This is a genomic window from Pseudoalteromonas phenolica, assembly GCF_001444405.1.
GTDB lineage: Bacteria > Pseudomonadota > Gammaproteobacteria > Enterobacterales > Alteromonadaceae > Pseudoalteromonas > Pseudoalteromonas phenolica.
In genome coordinates, this window is record NZ_CP013187.1 from 344726 (window position 1) to 361045 (window position 16320).

General features: G+C 41.9%; 15 protein-coding genes and 1 other RNA gene. 10 read left to right on the top strand and 6 right to left on the bottom strand.

Features of this window, described 5'->3' with window-relative positions:
• Positions 1 to 150 precede the first annotated feature (150 nt).
• From zapE to PP2015_RS01665, 8 genes are all read left to right on the top strand, one after another.
• On the top strand, positions 151 to 1239 hold the full coding sequence (gene zapE / locus PP2015_RS01630; protein ID WP_058028613.1) for a cell division protein ZapE: 1089 nt from the start codon (positions 151 to 153) through the stop codon (positions 1237 to 1239).
• A 245-nt stretch (positions 1240 to 1484) separates the two neighbouring features.
• Positions 1485 to 1913 (top strand): 50S ribosomal protein L13, encoded by a 429-nt coding sequence (gene rplM / locus PP2015_RS01635; protein ID WP_058028614.1) that lies wholly within the window; start codon positions 1485 to 1487, stop codon positions 1911 to 1913.
• Between the two features lie 11 nt (positions 1914 to 1924).
• Positions 1925 to 2314, top strand: coding sequence for a 30S ribosomal protein S9 (gene rpsI / locus PP2015_RS01640; protein WP_058028615.1), 390 nt, complete (start codon positions 1925 to 1927; stop codon positions 2312 to 2314).
• Between the two features lie 499 nt (positions 2315 to 2813).
• Positions 2814 to 3401, top strand: a complete 588-nt coding sequence (gene petA, locus PP2015_RS01645; protein ID WP_058028616.1) for a ubiquinol-cytochrome c reductase iron-sulfur subunit — start codon at positions 2814 to 2816, stop codon at positions 3399 to 3401.
• Positions 3401 to 4699, top strand: a complete 1299-nt coding sequence (locus PP2015_RS01650; protein WP_058028617.1) for a cytochrome b — start codon at positions 3401 to 3403, stop codon at positions 4697 to 4699. Before petA ends, PP2015_RS01650 begins: the two co-directional genes overlap by 1 nt.
• Positions 4696 to 5433, top strand: coding sequence for a cytochrome c1 (locus PP2015_RS01655; RefSeq protein WP_058028618.1), 738 nt, complete (start codon positions 4696 to 4698; stop codon positions 5431 to 5433). The genes PP2015_RS01650 and PP2015_RS01655 overlap by 4 nt, the downstream gene beginning before the upstream one ends.
• Positions 5434 to 5533: 100 nt before the next feature.
• Complete coding sequence (gene sspA / locus PP2015_RS01660) at positions 5534 to 6160, top strand: stringent starvation protein SspA (protein ID WP_058028619.1); 627 nt, start codon at positions 5534 to 5536, stop codon at positions 6158 to 6160.
• Entirely contained in the window at positions 6160 to 6585 is a 426-nt protein-coding gene (locus PP2015_RS01665; RefSeq protein WP_058028620.1) for a ClpXP protease specificity-enhancing factor, read from the top strand. Before sspA ends, PP2015_RS01665 begins: the two co-directional genes overlap by 1 nt.
• Before the next feature lie 365 nt (positions 6586 to 6950).
• Here the strand turns inward: PP2015_RS01665 and dolP are convergent, their stop codons facing one another.
• Genes dolP through PP2015_RS01685 form a run of 4 tightly spaced genes read right to left on the bottom strand, consistent with a single transcriptional unit; the run spans position 6951 to position 10386 of the window.
• On the bottom strand, positions 6951 to 7517 hold the full coding sequence (dolP, locus tag PP2015_RS01670; protein ID WP_058028621.1) for a division/outer membrane stress-associated lipid-binding lipoprotein: 567 nt from the start codon (positions 7515 to 7517) through the stop codon (positions 6951 to 6953).
• Complete coding sequence (locus tag PP2015_RS01675) at positions 7517 to 8104, bottom strand: SIS domain-containing protein (protein WP_058028622.1); 588 nt, start codon at positions 8102 to 8104, stop codon at positions 7517 to 7519. The genes dolP and PP2015_RS01675 overlap by 1 nt, the downstream gene beginning before the upstream one ends.
• A 2-nt stretch (positions 8105 to 8106) precedes the next feature.
• Positions 8107 to 8472, bottom strand: coding sequence for a YraN family protein (locus PP2015_RS01680; protein ID WP_058028623.1), 366 nt, complete (start codon positions 8470 to 8472; stop codon positions 8107 to 8109).
• 27 nt (positions 8473 to 8499) lie between these two features.
• A complete protein-coding gene (locus PP2015_RS01685; RefSeq protein WP_058028624.1) occupies positions 8500 to 10386 on the bottom strand; it encodes a penicillin-binding protein activator in 1887 nt (628 codons plus the stop codon).
• 64 nt (positions 10387 to 10450) lie between these two features.
• Between PP2015_RS01685 and rsmI the strand changes: the two genes are divergently transcribed.
• On the top strand, positions 10451 to 11311 hold the full coding sequence (gene rsmI / locus PP2015_RS01690) for a 16S rRNA (cytidine(1402)-2'-O)-methyltransferase (protein ID WP_058028625.1): 861 nt from the start codon (positions 10451 to 10453) through the stop codon (positions 11309 to 11311).
• A gap of 49 nt (positions 11312 to 11360) precedes the next feature.
• Positions 11361 to 11721: RNase P RNA component class A (rnpB, locus tag PP2015_RS17340), an RNA gene on the top strand.
• Positions 11722 to 11766: 45 nt separating this feature from the next.
• On the opposite strand, the gene PP2015_RS01695 is transcribed toward rnpB, so the two are convergent.
• Complete coding sequence (locus PP2015_RS01695) at positions 11767 to 12753, bottom strand: response regulator (RefSeq protein ID WP_193330494.1); 987 nt, start codon at positions 12751 to 12753, stop codon at positions 11767 to 11769.
• Positions 12754 to 12762: 9 nt separating this feature from the next.
• Entirely contained in the window at positions 12763 to 16083 is a 3321-nt protein-coding gene (locus tag PP2015_RS01700; RefSeq protein ID WP_058028627.1) for an MHYT domain-containing protein, read from the bottom strand.
• Positions 16084 to 16320 lie beyond the last annotated feature (237 nt).

Genomic DNA, 16320 nt, shown 5'->3' on the forward strand with positions numbered 1-16320 from the left:
GTCTCCTTAAAAATACGCGCTCTATAAGTGTAGGCAAATATTCAGCTGCGTAATAAAAAAATGTAATTCAAACTATCAGCTAAATATACGCGGAGTTTTGATGCGTGTTAATATATGTCTCAAATAAAAACGCTTAGTTTGTGAAAAATGATGACACCTTGGGAAAAATATCAACAAGATCTACAAAGAGATGACTTTCAATATGACGCAGCACAAGAAAATGCAGTGAAGCACTTGCAGCGTTTGTATGATGATATCGTAAATCAACCTGAGCAGCCCCAAGGTTTCTTTTCGCGCTTATTCAATAGACAGCCTAAACAAAAAATTACAGGCCTCTATTTTTGGGGAGGGGTAGGGCGAGGTAAAACCTATTTGGTTGATACCTTTTATGAGGCCTTACCAACAGACAGAAAAATGCGTGTGCACTTCCACCGTTTCATGCACCGTGTTCACGATGAGCTTAAAAAGCTAAAAGAAGTCAAAGATCCACTCGAAACTGTGGCCGATATTTTCAAAAAAGAAACTGATATCATTTGTTTTGATGAGTTTTTTGTACAAGACATCACGGATGCCATGTTACTCGGAGGTCTGATGCAAGCGTTGTTTGCTCGAGACATAATCTTAGTTGCAACGTCAAATATCGTCCCTGATGAGTTATATCGAAATGGCTTACAGCGTGCTCGTTTCTTACCAGCTATCGCTTTAGTGAAAGAAAATACTGAAGTAGTCAACGTCGATTCTGGCATTGATTATCGCTTGAGAACGTTAGAGCAAGCAGAAATTTTCCATAGCCCGCTTGACGCACAAGCAGATAAAAACTTGTTTGAGTATTTCGATAAACTGTCACCTGAACCGGGCAAACTTGATGAAGCCATCGAAATCGAAGGGCGCTTGATCAAAACCCGAAAAGTTGCCGATAGCATTGTGATGTTCGACTTCGCACAAATTTGTGAAACAGCGCGTTCGCAAGTAGACTATATGGAGATTAGTCGCATATACAACACTGTGATCCTTTCTAATGTAAAACAGATGGGGCAACAAAATGATGATGCCGCTAGACGTTTTATTGCTTTAGTGGATGAGTTCTATGAGCGTAATGTAACGCTAATTATCTCAGCCGCCGCACCGATCACAGAGTTATATACAGACGGCACGCTTAATTTTGAATTTAGACGCTGTATCAGTCGTTTACAAGAGATGCAGTCGCACGAATACCTCGCAAGAGAACATCTCGCCTAAGGTAAATTTCTCGCTCAAATCAACGCGATTATTTTTTTTGTAGAAAAAACAGTCGCACACTGGAAAAGCCTCTTCTGTGTTGCTATAATCCGCGGCCTGCCACGTTGCGTTCTATAGCCCTCGTCGGCTTAGCCACCGATTTGAGCGGCATAAAAGTCTTAAACTCGAAGGGGTTCAAGCACTCATAGTAAAGCGGTAACTTTTTGTTACCTGTGGTTTTAATTTGAAACATTGGATTTTATTTAATGAAAACGTTTGTTGCTAAGCCAGAATCTGTAAAACGTGACTGGTACGTAGTTGATGCTGAAGGTAAAACTTTAGGTCGTATCGCTACTGAAATCGCTCGTCGCCTACGCGGTAAGCATAAAGCTGAGTACACACCTCATGTTGACACTGGTGATTACATCATCGTAATCAATGCTGAGAAAGTTACTGTAACTGGTAACAAAACAACTGATAAAGTGTACTATGCTCACTCTGGTTTCCCAGGTGGCCTTAAGTCTATCACTTTCGATAAGCTTCAAGCTAAAAAGCCTGAAATGATTATCGAAAAAGCAGTTAAAGGTATGTTACCAAAAGGCCCTCTAGGTCGTGAAATGTACCGCAAACTAAAAGTATACGCAGGTTCTGAGCACGCTCATGCAGCTCAACAGCCTCAAGTACTGGACATTTAAGGAGCTAACTCATGGCAAATCAATACTACGGTACAGGTCGTCGTAAAAGTTCAAGTGCTCGCGTATTCTTACGCCCAGGTACTGGCAACATCGTAATCAATCAACGTTCTATCGAAGAATACTTCGGTCGTGAAACTTCTCGCATGGTTGTTCGTCAGCCTCTAGAGCTAGTTGAAATGACTGAAAAGTTTGACCTATACATCACTGTTGCTGGTGGTGGTTCAACTGGTCAAGCTGGTGCTATCCGTCACGGTATCACTCGTGCGCTTATGGAGTTTGACGAGTCACTACGTCCTACTCTACGTAAAGCTGGCTTTGTTACTCGCGACGCTCGTAAAGTTGAGCGTAAGAAAGTGGGTCTTAAGAAAGCACGTAAGAACACTCAATTCTCGAAGCGTTAATTTTTTACGTTTACAAGAATTCAAAAACCCAGCTTATGCTGGGTTTTTTGTTTTAAAAGTCCAAACATTTTTCATTTCCGATCCAAACCCACCTCAAACAACCCGTGTTCGACTTATTGTTTACCTAATATTTTCAATATTTATTGTAATTAGTGAAGATCTGACGATAAATCAGCGCTTTTTTTTGCTACAATTGCGGGGCAAGTAAAGTGAGTAAGGTTTGATGCCCTTTTGGGTACCCTCGTCTCCTCATAGATGGGGTTGATCTTGGTCAGTATATTGTGGTTATAAAAACGTTATCATAACTAACTAGCTTTCGAGGCTACGACTAAAATGGGTAGTAAAATCCATGCTTTATTAGTCTTGATACGGGTAATAACCTTGTTTTCATCAAGGTAATTATTTATGATCGCGTCTATTTTGTAGTTTCTTAATTTAACCTGCTGTAACTGATGTTCTCAATATAGCAAGTGTTGAGGATCATAGTGGAGATAAGTGGATGAGCAATGCGCCTGTAGACAACAGCCGACGTCGCTTTTTGACCATAGCTACCTCTGTTGTAGGTGGTGTTGGTGCGGCTGGAGCTGCTGTTCCTTTTATTGCGTCTTGGAATCCAAGTGAGCGAGCTAAATCTGCGGGTGCGCCTGTAGAAGTAGATATCAGCAAACTTGAGCCTGGACAATTAATTCGTGTTGAGTGGCGAGGTAAGCCTGTATGGGTTATCAATCGTACGCCAAAAATGCTTGAGCAGATGAAAGCTCACGAAGGACAACTTCGTGATCCGCAATCTGAAGAGCCTCAACAATTAGATTCAGCTAAGAATGAATACCGTTCTAAGCGCCCTGAAATTTTCGTGGCGGTTGGTATTTGTACTCACTTAGGCTGTTCACCTAGTTTCCTTAATGGTGGTTTTGGTGAATATGTTGAAGGTACTGAATCAGGTTTCTTCTGTCCTTGTCACGGTTCTAAGTTCGACATGGCCGGCCGAGTATTCCAAGCGGTGCCTGCACCTCTAAACTTAGAAATCCCACCTTACACCTTTATTGATGATACAACCATTTTGGTTGGTGAAGAAGAGGTTGCATAATGGCTGGTAAACAAGATAACGCTTCAACAGGTGTTGTTGGTAACGTCATCAACTGGATTGATGACCGTATTCCGATGACGCGTGTTTGGAACATGCACATCGCGCAATATCCTGCGCCAAAAAACTTTAACTTCTGGTACTTATTTGGCTCTTTAGCAATTTTAGTACTAGTAAACCAAATTCTAACTGGTATCTGGCTAACAATGAGCTATGTTCCTTCTGCTGAAGGCGCATTTGCTTCAATCGAATACATCATGCGTGATGTTGAATATGGTTGGTTATTGAGATACATGCACTCAACGGGCGCCTCGGCATTCTTCGTGGTCGTGTATTTACACATGTTCCGCGGTATGATCTATGGCTCGTACCAAAAACCACGTGAACTTCTATGGCTATTCGGTATGCTAATTTTCTTAGCATTAATGGCTGAAGCGTTCATGGGTTACCTATTACCTTGGGGTCAGATGTCATTCTGGGGTGCTCAGGTAATCATCTCATTATTCGGTGCGATCCCGGTAATTGGTGATGACCTAACTCAGTGGATCCGTGGTGACTACGTAATTTCAGGTGCGACGCTTAACCGCTTCTTTGCACTACACGTAATTGCACTACCACTTGTACTCGTTATTCTAGTATTCCTTCACATTGTTGCGCTTCACGAAGTGGGTTCAAACAACCCTGACGGTGTTGAAATTAAGCGTAAGAAAGGTTCTGTGGCAGAAGAAGATAAGCCGAAGTTCCAATTCCATGAATATTACACAAACAAAAAAGACATTGTTGATGCAATCCCGTTCCACCCATACTACACAGTTAAAGATGTATTAGGTGTTGCTGGTTTCTTAATTTTCTTCTGTTGGGTTGTGTTCTTTGCTCCTGAAATGGGTGGTTTCTTCCTAGAAGCGCCAAACTTTGAAGCTGCTAACCCGCTGAAGACACCAGAGCATATCTTCCCTGTTTGGTACTTTACGCCATTCTACGCAATTCTACGTGCTATCCCTGATAAGCTAATGGGTGTAATTGCAATGGGTGCATCGATTGTACTACTGGCATTATTGCCGTGGTTAGACCGTGGTAAGGTTCGTTCGATTCGTTACCGTAGTAAGTGGCACAAGCTAAACATTGCTCAGTTCGTAGTAACGTTCATCATCCTTGGTTGGGCTGGTGCGACACCACAGACTGATTTGTCTACAGTGCTTTCGAGAATTACGACTGTAACTTACTTCATGTTCTTCGTATTACTATTCGTATACTCGAAGAATGAGCAGACTAAACCATTGCCTGAGAGGTTAACGAAATGATGAAGAAGCTAATTATTGGTTTATTCGCATTGCTGCCTACTTTTGCAATGGCAGCAGGCCCGTCGGTACCACTACTTGAGTCAAACCATGACTTAACTGACAATGCGTCTTTACAGCGCGGTGCTAAGTTGTTCATGAACTACTGTCTTGGTTGTCACCAAATGCAGTATCAACGTTATGAGCGTACTTTCCGTGATATCGGTATTCCTGTAGAGATTGGTCAAGAAACGCTTATCTTTGATGGTTCTAAAGTTGGTAGTCATATCAATAACGCAATCAAGATCGAAGATGCTGCAACTTGGTTCGGTGCTCCACCGCCAGATTTAACACTGGTTGCACGTGTACGTGGCGCTGATTGGATTTACACTTATCTGAAGTCTTTCTATGTAGATGAAAGCCGTCCGTTTGGTGTAAACAACTCAGTATTCCCATCAGTGGGTATGCCACACGTACTTCAAGAACTTCAAGGTGTGCCAACTGCACGTTTTGAAGAGGTTGAAGAGCACGGTGTTAAAGTTCAAAAAGTAGTTGAAATCACAACAGATGGTTCTGGTGAGATGAGTGCTGACGAGTATGATCAAGCAGTACGTGACTTAACGAACTTTATGGCTTATGTTGGTGAACCAACTCGCTTAAAATCAGAAGCGCTAGGTTATAAGGTGTTAGGATTCTTAGTAATCTTATTTATCTTGGCCTTCTTCTTGAAGAAAGAGTACTGGAGAGATGTTCACTAATATAGTGACGCATTTTTAAAGTAATTTTGTAATAGGGGCGAATGCCCCTATTGCTGTTTATAATGATTTATTACTTATTGTAATTTTAATGGAGGTAGGCATGGCCGTAGCTGCCAATAAGCGCCCTGTAATGACGCTTTTCTCAGGTGCTAACTGTATGTATAGCCATCAAGTACGCATCGTTTTAGCTGAAAAAGGTGTGAGTGTAGATATTCACTTAGCAGAAAAAGATAACCTGCCTGAAGCGCTTCACGAAATTAATCCATATGGCACAGTACCGACATTGATCGACCGTGAGCTGGGTTTATATGAAGCGAACATCATCATGGAATATTTAGATGAGCGTTTCCCGCATCCACCATTAATGCCTGTTTATCCAGTTATGCGTGGTCGCAGCCGTCTAATGATGCACCGTATTGAAACTGATTGGTACACATTAGCAGCTAAAATCAAGCAAGGTGGCAGCGATGCAGATCAGGCTCGCAAAGAGTTAACAGAAGCTCTACTTGCAATTGCGCCAATCTTCACGGAAGCACCTTACTTCATGAGTGAAGAGTTCAGCCTAGTAGATTGCTACTTAGCGCCCCTATTATGGCGTCTGCCTGAAATGGGTATCGACCTTAATGGTGCTGGTGCAAAAGAGCTTAAAGAATATATGCTACGTTTATTTGAGCGTGATTCATTCCAAGCTTCTCTAACAGAAGCAGAGCGTGAGATCAGAGCATAATGACGCCAAATCGCCCATATTTGCTCAGAGCGTTTTATGATTGGATTGTCGATAATGAGTGCACACCACATTTGGTAGTGAACGCTGAGTTTCCAGCGGTTCAAGTACCTGTTCAGTTTGTACAAGATGGTCAGATCGTTTTAAACATTAGTCCAAGTGCAGTGACCCACTTTGATATGGATAACCAGCAGCTTAGCTTTAATGCACGCTTTTCTGGTCAACCTATGCAGGTGTATGTGCCTATGGGCGCTGTGTTGGCAATATATGCGCGTGAGAACGGTGAAGGCACCGTTTTTACTCAAGAAACTTTTCCTGAGTATGAAGAAGAGCCGCAAGGTGAACTTGAAGAGGTTGTTGAAGCCACTGAAGAGAAGCCCAAAGAGCCTGAAAAGAAAAAAGGCGCTCATCTTCGCGTTGTTAAATAAGTACTTTAAAGTCGCTTATATGTATTTTAAAAACCCGCTTCAGCGGGTTTTTTTATTGTAGTGCATAGTGCAAAAGGTTACCGACTGCGAACGAAGTGAGTACGGTTCTTTTGCGCAAGGTGAAATGAGCTGTTTTAGCTGGTGTTGAAGTGGAGGGCTTTTTGATTTTGTTTTGCTTGTGTTTAGTGTGACTTCATCACGAAATTAGTTCACCTTGCGCAAAGGAAATGAAGTGCTTCGCACTTGCCATTAACCCTTTGCACGTAAATTCGCAATCGGAGGTGATTAGCGTGACTTCATCACGAAATCAGTTCACCTTGCGCAAAGGAAATGAAGTGCTACGCACTTGTCATTAACCCTTTGCACTATAAATATTCAAATGCTTTGATGACTCTTTTTACGCCGTTGACATGACGAGCGATTTCAACCGCCATATCAGCTTCAGCCTCTGACACTAAGCCCATTAAAAAGACTTCACTGTTCTCTGTGACCACTTTGATGTTATTACCTGTGATGGTCTCTGCAGTGAGCAGCTTAGTTTTTACTTTTGAAGTCAGCCAGGTGTCGTGGGTTTGTGTGGCGATGCCAATGCGTGTACCAATGCGCAATTGGTTGTGAATATTCTTGACGGTAACGGCATTTCTGACAGCTTGTGCTGCTTGCGACATCAAGTTATTTGAAGGTACTTGGCCAACAAGTAAAATAGTGCCATTCACACTGACTACACTGATGTTAGCTTGTTCACTTAGGTTCGGTACCCTTTTAAGCGCTAAGGTCGCTTTAATTTCAATGTTGTTATCGTCTATTTGCGAGCCTATAGTACGTCTATCATTGGCTGCAGACACCGCACCCGCTGTACCAGCTACAACGGCAGCAGCACAGCCTTGAAGGAGTGTAAGAATGGCTATAATTGCTAGGTGTTTAAATGGCATTACTGATCATCCTGAGGGAATAAGGTGTTATCAATTAATTGGCTAAGACAGTGCACATTGAATAAGTGTGATTCAATAATACGGCTAGGGCGCTTACTTGGCGTCAATATTTCAACATCATTGGGGCCGAGCAGGCCAATTAACTCTCCGCCTTCATCGCCCACTAACGCAATGACTGTCATGTCTTTAGTTAGAGCTGCTTCGACGGCTGAGATTATATTCTTTTCATTACCATCAATGGCAAATACAACAAGTAAATCGCCCTGCTGTGCAAAGGCACGAACTTGACGTGAAAACTTGTCGCTATCATGTTCAGTATTATGCATGTCTAAATGAACATGGTTTTGTGATAAAGCGATGGCTGGTAGACAAGGGCGCTCTGTTTCGTAATGGTTTACGAGCAAACCTGCAAAGTGCTCTGCAAGTATATTGCAGCTAGATTCACCGCAGCAGATTACTTTATTACCATTGATTAAGCCTTGCACGATTGTCATAGCGGCAGCTTCAAGTACTTCCGGAAGAACTTCTCCCGCTGCGATCTGTGCTTGGATACTTTCAGTGAAAATTGTTTTAATTGATTCTTGCATAATTAAGATATGTTTTTAATCCACTTTATATTGTCCGAACTCAACCCTTCGATAGCAACAAAATCTATCCTTATCGGTAAATTCTTCAGTTTTTTGCATTCTAAGTAATGATAAATACTTCGCTGAAGTTTTTGAAGCTTACTCGGGCTCAAAGCTGAAATAGCGCCACCGAAGTTATTGCTTTTTCGATACTTTACCTCAACAAAAACAAGTGTATCTTGCTCTTTCATGATGAGGTCTATCTCACCATATTTACAGTTATAGTTGCGAGAAACTGCACTTAGCCCTTGCGCTTGTAGATATTGCTCTGCTAGTTGCTCATAGTGCATGCCTTTGGCACGCGTATTGGCAAACAATCCTTTTAGCATACGATCCCTTATTTATTAAATATTGAATTAATCCTTTAAGCTTTCTTGGAAGCGGTTGTGATTTTGCATAAACAGTGGTGTTGGTTTTTGTTCTTCTAGTTGTACAAGTTGAATTTGCTTTTGCTTGTATTGTGCCCACTCTAAACGCCTTTCAACGGTATTATTGTTTTTAATACTAAGTTTACCTGTTAGACCTGAATATGCTTTACCAGGTATCTTGGCTAATTGCTTGAGTTCAGGAATAAGGTGAACGGCATCAAAGGCCATAGCAAATAAGCGTTGTTCTATATCAGCTTGCTCCGGCCATAATGCATCGTATTGTGCTCTTAAATTAAATTTATCAACTGATTTATTTAGCATCCAAGGCTGTTCAGTAAAAAATAAGCCTTCAAGGTCACCTTTGTCAGTGTGATCCATTCGCTTAGAGTAACTTCTAGAGCTTGCATAAAGGGGAATTCGTTTGGCAAAAGTACTGACATTGACGTCAAGGTAAGGCTTTAATAAACGTGTCTCAATGGCGTCACCAAGAATATAAATAACATCAATATCCATGCGAGAGCGCGTTTCACTCTCTACTTCTTTTCTGAATAAACTCTTTACGGTTTTAATACGTTCTTTAGAAGCATCCACCTCGAGTAGGTTTGCTACGACTTTCGCCATATCTTTGCTATCCGTATATAAGCCAATTTCTGGTTCGATTAGGCTATAGTTTTGCCATTCATTTTTAAAATGGTTAACAAGTCTCAGACCCGACAGTGTATCTGGTGCTAATAGCATTGGTTTTTGAAACGCTTGTGATAAAAAATGCACCATAGCTTGCTCAACTTCGTGCTCTGGATTTAAGGCAAAAAAGTATTGCTCTGCGTTTAAATTCGGCGTTTCTGCAATATTTAGATGAAGAGTTGGCGTGCTTTGAATGGCGCTGCTGTTACTTACTTTCTCAATATTATCTTTGAGTAATGGGCCAATAATGAAGTCAAACTGTTGGGTGGCTAGTTGCCTTTCTATGTCTTCGGCACTAAGTTGCTCGTCAATGAAAGTGATATCATTAATCTCACTGTGGTCCATCGCTGCCAAGAAACCATTTTTTAGAGCACTGCCCAGTCGTTTGCTGGAGCCACTTTGTGGAAGTAGTACAGCGATACGCTTTGCTTGATAGGGGGCTAGGTTTACCGCATTTTGGACTTTCTTTGGCAGAATGTAAGTTGCAGGGTGATTCACAAAACGGCGTTGCCAGTTATTAAGGGCTTGGTGAAGTTGTATGCCAGAACCTATATAAATCTGTTGATATTTTGCCAGTTTTACCCAACCTCTTTGGATCACAGTGCCCCGATCGAAGCGTTCTAATGCATACGAAGACAGTTGTTGTAATGCTTGCCAGATTTCATCATTAAGGTTTGCCACCTTAAGGTTATCTGTGAAGCTTAAATCAGCCGCTTTAAAGTAATAAGTCAGCGCTTTTTTTGGCATACCTTGAGAAGCATAAATACGACCCATTAAATACTGATGCCACGCTTTATGCTCAGGTAAAGACAGGCGCTCATTTAAGGCTTTAAGAATGTTTAATGCAGTGCTGTAATTATTTAGCTCGGTTCTTGCCAATGCGATATAGAGTTTGTTTTGCACATAATCGACGGTTTCATTGCGCTCTAAAGCTAAGCAGGCTTGTTCTAAAATAGGCCAGTTTTGTTCTTTTATCGCATTTTCACGGGCACTGTAAAGGAGCTGGATACGAGACGCCCCTTGTTTTGTGCGCGCTTTGTTCAGTAGTCCTTCTGCATTGAGGACTTCTGGTACTTTAGTTTGCGGCTGATTCTGCACAACACGAGGATCAGCTGGTGATTTTTCGGTTGTACTACACGCCGATAAACCCGACAATACACCTATTACAAGACAAATTACTTTCAGTCGCACCGCAACTTCCTAACGATAAACATTCCTCAAAGGGATATCTTACTGACTGAAACTGGAGAGCTCAATGACAAAAGCACAGAATACAGACAAAATTGGTACCCTTTATGTGGTCGCAACGCCGATCGGCAACTTGGCCGATATCAGTGAGCGTGCTTTAACAACTTTAGCAGAGGTTGACTTAATTGCCGCTGAAGATACCCGTCATACTGGTAAGTTATTAAGCCACTTTAATATCAAAGCAAAAACTTTTGCGCTGCATGATCATAACGAAAAGCAAAAAGCACAACAGATCTTAGATTGGCTAAACGAAGGACTTAATATTGCATTGGTGTCGGATGCCGGCACGCCACTTATCAGCGATCCCGGTTATGCGGTTGTAAATTTATGTCGAAATGAGGGGGCTGATGTCACACCTGTACCAGGCGCTTGTGCTGCGATCACGGCACTGTGTTGTTCTGGTTTACCAACAGATAGATTCCAGTTTATTGGTTTTACGCCGGCGAAAAGCCAAGCTCGCCAGCAATTCTTTGTAGATGCATTTGAAAGTGGTATTACAAGTATCATGTATGAAAGTACCCACCGTATTATGGCAAGTCTCGAAGATATGCAAACGGCGTTAGGCGCAGAGCAACATGTGGTATTTGCAAAAGAGCTGACTAAAACATACGAAACTTTCTTCAGTGGTTCGGTGGGCGAGTTAATTGAATATTTAAATAATGAGCCTGAAAAACAGCGTGGAGAGCTAGTTTTAATGCTGCCAGGCAAAGCCAAACAACAAGATGAAATACCTGCAGATGCACGTAAAATGCTGAGTTTACTTGAGCCTGAAATGCCATTGAAAAAAGCCTGTGGCGTGGTTGCTGAATACTTTGGCCTAAAGAAAAACGCGCTTTACAAAGCCGTGATTGCCGATAAAGACGATTAATCTTTAAAAAGCGTGTGCTTTGCAACATTCTTGCGTATAATCGCCCGCCTGAGTCAGCCGGATAATCGCTGCCTGTGACGAAAATGATCAGGGGGAGGAAAGTCCGGGCTCCACAGGGCAGGGTGCCAGCTAACGGCTGGGGGGCGTGAGCCTACGACAAGTGCAGCAGAGAGGAGACCGCCAACTTCGGTTGGTAAGGGTGAAAGGGTGCGGTAAGAGCGCACCGGGCCACTGGTAACAGTTGGTTGCAAGGTAAACTCCACCCGGAGCAAGACCAAATAGGGTTCCTTATGGTGTGGCCCACATCGGAACCGGGTAGGTTGCTTGAGCCTAGTAGCAATGCTAGGCCTAGACGAATGATTATCACCTCGCAAGAGGGACAGAACCCGGCTTACAGGCTGACTCACACCCAACCGTAAATGTTTAAGATTTAAATATTTACGGTTGGGTTTTCTTTATTCTTCCTGATATTTTTCTTTGATTTCTAAAATTTTATCTAGTTGTTGTCTAAAAATTTGCACCAGTTTTGGATCGAAATGTAGTCCGCTTTGTTCATCTAAAAACGCAAGTGTTTTTTCTATGCTCCAAGCTTCTTTATAAGGGCGTTTGCTGGTAAGTGCGTCAAATACATCACTGATCGCAACAATGCGGCCTTCAATTGGAATATCATCACCTTTTAGCCCATTTGGATAACCGCTGCCATCCCACTTTTCGTGGTGGGTGAGGGCAACGATTTTTGCTAATGAAATAAGCTCTGATTCATCTTCTCCTAATATGTCTGCTCCGATTTGCGGATGTCCTTTCATCACCTCGTATTCTTCTGGGGTAAGCCTACCTGGCTTTAGTAAGATGTGATCTGGTATGCCAATCTTTCCAATGTCATGCATCGGTGCAGTGTGCAGTAATAGATCTGCGCGTGCTTCATCGAAACCATAAGCGAGCGCAATGACTTTGGCATAATGACTCATTCGCATGACGTGCATGCCAGTTTCGTTGTCTTTATATTCAGCAGCTCGGCCTAGGCGCTGAATAATTTGCAGGCGTGTTGCTTTTAATTCTTCGGCTCTCACTAATGACAAATGAGTGGCAACTCGGGCTTTTACAACCGCGCTCGAAACGGGTTTGGTAATATAGTCTACAGCGCCAAGTTCAAATCCTTGAGTTTCATCGGTTTCATGGTTAAGTGCAGTGACAAAAATAACTGGTATCGCACTTGTTAAAGCTGATGCTTTCAGTGTCTTGCAGACCTCTAGCCCAGTCATATCCGGCATCATAATATCAAGCAATACTAAGTTTGGTTGCTTACTTGCTGTGAGCTTAAGTGCTTCTTCGCCACTTTTAGCAAATGCTAAACGATAGTTGTCTTGTAATATCTGTTTAAGTACGCGAAGGTTTGCGGGTTCATCGTCAACTACTAAAATTAGTGGTCTAGTGTCTTGCATCGCCATAATTTAAGAAACCTTTTTAATTAACTGCTCGGTTAGCATGACTGCTTGGGAGAATTCAAAATCATTAACTGCTGAAGTAATCGCTTCAACTTCAGAGGCAAACTGAGGCATTTGATACTGAGTTAATTGGTCTAAAATCGTTTCGTCTATCTCATTCTGCTCTAAGGTGCTCTTTAGAGCTTTCAATGCCTCCGTTAAACCACAAAGGTTGTCACTCTTATTGTTAACATCAGCAATCGCTTTTTGCTGTATTTGTGTTGTAACTTCAGACTTCAATTGATCTATTGACTCAGCAATGTCATGCAGTGTCGCTTTGGCTTGTTGCTGTTCTGTTGTTGCAACCGTTTCTAGCTTTTCTAATTGTCGCATTAATTTTGTAAGTGATAGATTGCCGCAGATCCCTTTAAGTTTATGTAATTCTGCTTGTAAAGTTGGCCACTGTTGTTGTTCAAACAATGTTGCCAAGTTCGCTAAGTTTGATTCATATTGTGTGATGAATAAGTTTATTTGGTTATAAAAATCTTCTTTGCTGCCCCATAAAGCAATCCCTTTTCGTTCATCGATTAGTTTGCCTTGGGTGTTGTCTTGAACCGACAGGGGTTCTTCTACGGTTGTGATATCGAGTACGCGAGCGATTTCGGAGAATAACGCATGAAGGTCGACGGGTTTTTTCGCAAAACCATCCATGCCAGCTTGTTTAGCTGCCAATTTATCGTCTTTGAGCACACTGGCGGTGAAGGCGATAATAGGTAATCGCTTTAGTCGTTTGTTGAGTTCGTATTCTCGCCTTTCTCTAGAGGCCGTTAAGCCATCTTTGACAGGCATCTGAATATCCATAATAACGAGATCTAGATTGTCTTCAGAGGCCATTCTGATGAGTGCTTGTTGCCCATCGCGAGCCGTAATGACCCGATGACCTTCGCGTTCTAGCAATAATGTAAGTAACTCGATATTTTGTTGAATGTCATCTACAACGAGAATTGTGAGTTTAGGTAAAGCGATATTTTCTTGTTTTTGTTCAATTTCAGGGGTTGAAACGGGTTTAAGAGGTAAGGTGAAACTAAATTGTGAACCGACACCTTTCGTACTTTGTGCTGTTATTGTCCCCCCCATCAATTCAACAAGTTGTTTGCTGATTGTCGTGCCAAGGCCTGTTCCACCGAAACGACGGCTCATAGAGGCATCTGCTTGGGTAAAAGCATCGAATACTCTTTGTAACTGCGCTTGCGTCATCCCTATGCCAGTATCCTCAATCACAAAGTTTATTATGTTGTTTTCCTGAGGTTCTACCGAGACTTTTACTGTTCCATGTTCTGTAAATTTAATCGCGTTACTGAGCAAGTTTGTTAGCACTTGGCGAATACGCTCTGGAGAGCCGTAGTAAGCATCTCTTAATTTGGGTGATACTTCGACAGATAATTGAAGGTTTTTATTTCTTGCTTGCAGCCAAAGTGTCGAGATGACTTCGTCCACTTCTTGATATAAAGAGAAGTTGCGCTTTTCTAACTCTAACTTGCCTTTATCAAGTTTTGCACTATCTAGGATATCATTGAGTAAGTGCAATAGAGATTTTGCTGAGTTATTAATTGTCTTTAAATGGTGCTGTTGTTCAAGTTGAGTATTGTTTTCAATCAAGATATCACTGAACCCTATAATGGCATTCATGGGCGTTCTAATCTCATGACTCATATTCGCCATGAAGTTTGCTCGCGCTGTTGCAGCTTGTTCAGCACGATCTTTAGCTTGCCTTAGAGCTTGTTCCATTTCTTTACGCTCGGTAATGTCCATGATAAAGCCATCTATCCAAGTTTCATTGCGTTCTAAATCTTTGATGTGAGTACCTTGCTCCATCATCCAGCGCTCTTGGCCTGCGCGATCGATAATTCGATATTCGAGCTTAAATGGCCCATTAAAATTAAACTTATCGATGATCTTTTCTTTGTCTTCAGGGTGATAAAGCTGTGAGAAGCTAATTGTTGGATCTGGGAGTAAAAAGTCTTCAGGGGCATAGCCTGTTAAGTTTTCGACGGCATCACTGATATAAATCATTGGCCACTCAGGTGTATCTTTACAGCGGTAAGCAATGCCCGGAATATTGGTTATCAAAGAACGGAACTTTTCTTCATTTTCTCGTAGCGCTTGTTCCATTTTCAGACGCGGTCGAATATCTGAAATAAAGGCGACAAAAATGTCTCCGCTGTTTAAATTAACGTGCCCTATTGCGAGCCTAATGGCTACTAATGACCCGTCTTTATGAACAGCACTGACCTCTCTTCCTTTACCAATAATATTGGCTTCACCTGTTTCTAAATAACGTTTGAGGTAGCCGTCATGCTCACCATGGAATGGGGCAGGCACAAGAATATTAACATTCTTGCCTATCAGTTCATTACTTTGCCAGCCCAATAGTTTCTCAGTAGCTTGGTTAATATTTAATATAATGCCATTGCTATCGATACTAATAATGCCATCTACGGCTGTGGCCATCATGGCACGTAAACGATGTTCGTTTTCTGATGCGACAATAGAAATATCCTTATATTTAAGGATCAAATTCAAGCCGAGGACTAAACAAATGATGATAGCTGTGGTCACTGAAATACCTAATGCAAGATACATTGAGATCTCAGATGTTTGCTCGCTGAGTTCTAGACCTGGGGGTCTTACAAAGCGTGCTGCTGCCATCCCAGTATAATGCATGCCGGTAATGGCGCACCCCATTATGGCGCTTGCTAGAAGCTCGGGGAATGGTCGTTTGAAGTACGGTTTATTTAACGAAGTTAAGCCAAAATGGATCCACAAAGATAGCATTGCCAATGTCACGGCAACGACAATAGACAAAATAAAAAAGAAAGTATCGTAGCGAAGGAGAGGTGCCATTTCCATTGCTGCCATCCCTGTATAATGCATCGCTCCTATCCCTGCACCAACGAGCACACCGCCAATTAATAAGGGGATGAACCCTTTCCTGTTTTGGGTAAGAAAATTGAGTGCGACCCAGGAAGCAAAAATACCGGGTAGCATAGAAATAAATGTGAGTTGTCCGTTATATTCAACATTGGTACACAGATCGAAAGCGAGCATGCCAATAAAATGCATACTCCAAATTCCTCCACCGAGTGCAAAACTACCAATTAATAACATGCTATGTCGTCTTGCTGGCTTGGTTTCTGGTGTCACTTGGGAGGCTACTTGCAGTCCCATGAATGATGCAAAAATAGCAATGAATATTGAAAGTATAACTAACCAGCCATGATAGTGCCCGTATATGAGAATACTCTCGGAAGGAATTACGAAGAGGTCGAGCAAAGAAGAAGTAGGCATATTATAACTCTAAGGACGTACACGACGCCTGATAATAGTCAATAAGGGTGACCCTAACATAATAGGTTAAGTTTACAAATAAGTAATTATTCATATAGTGCGTTGTTAGGAATAATTGCGTTTATTGATATGTTAGCTGTCATAATTTGCCAGGCTGAAAACCGTTTATCGCTCTTATTTTAATAGCAGTGAACAGTTCCGTTGTTCAGTTAAGTTAAATATTAAACGGAATGAAAC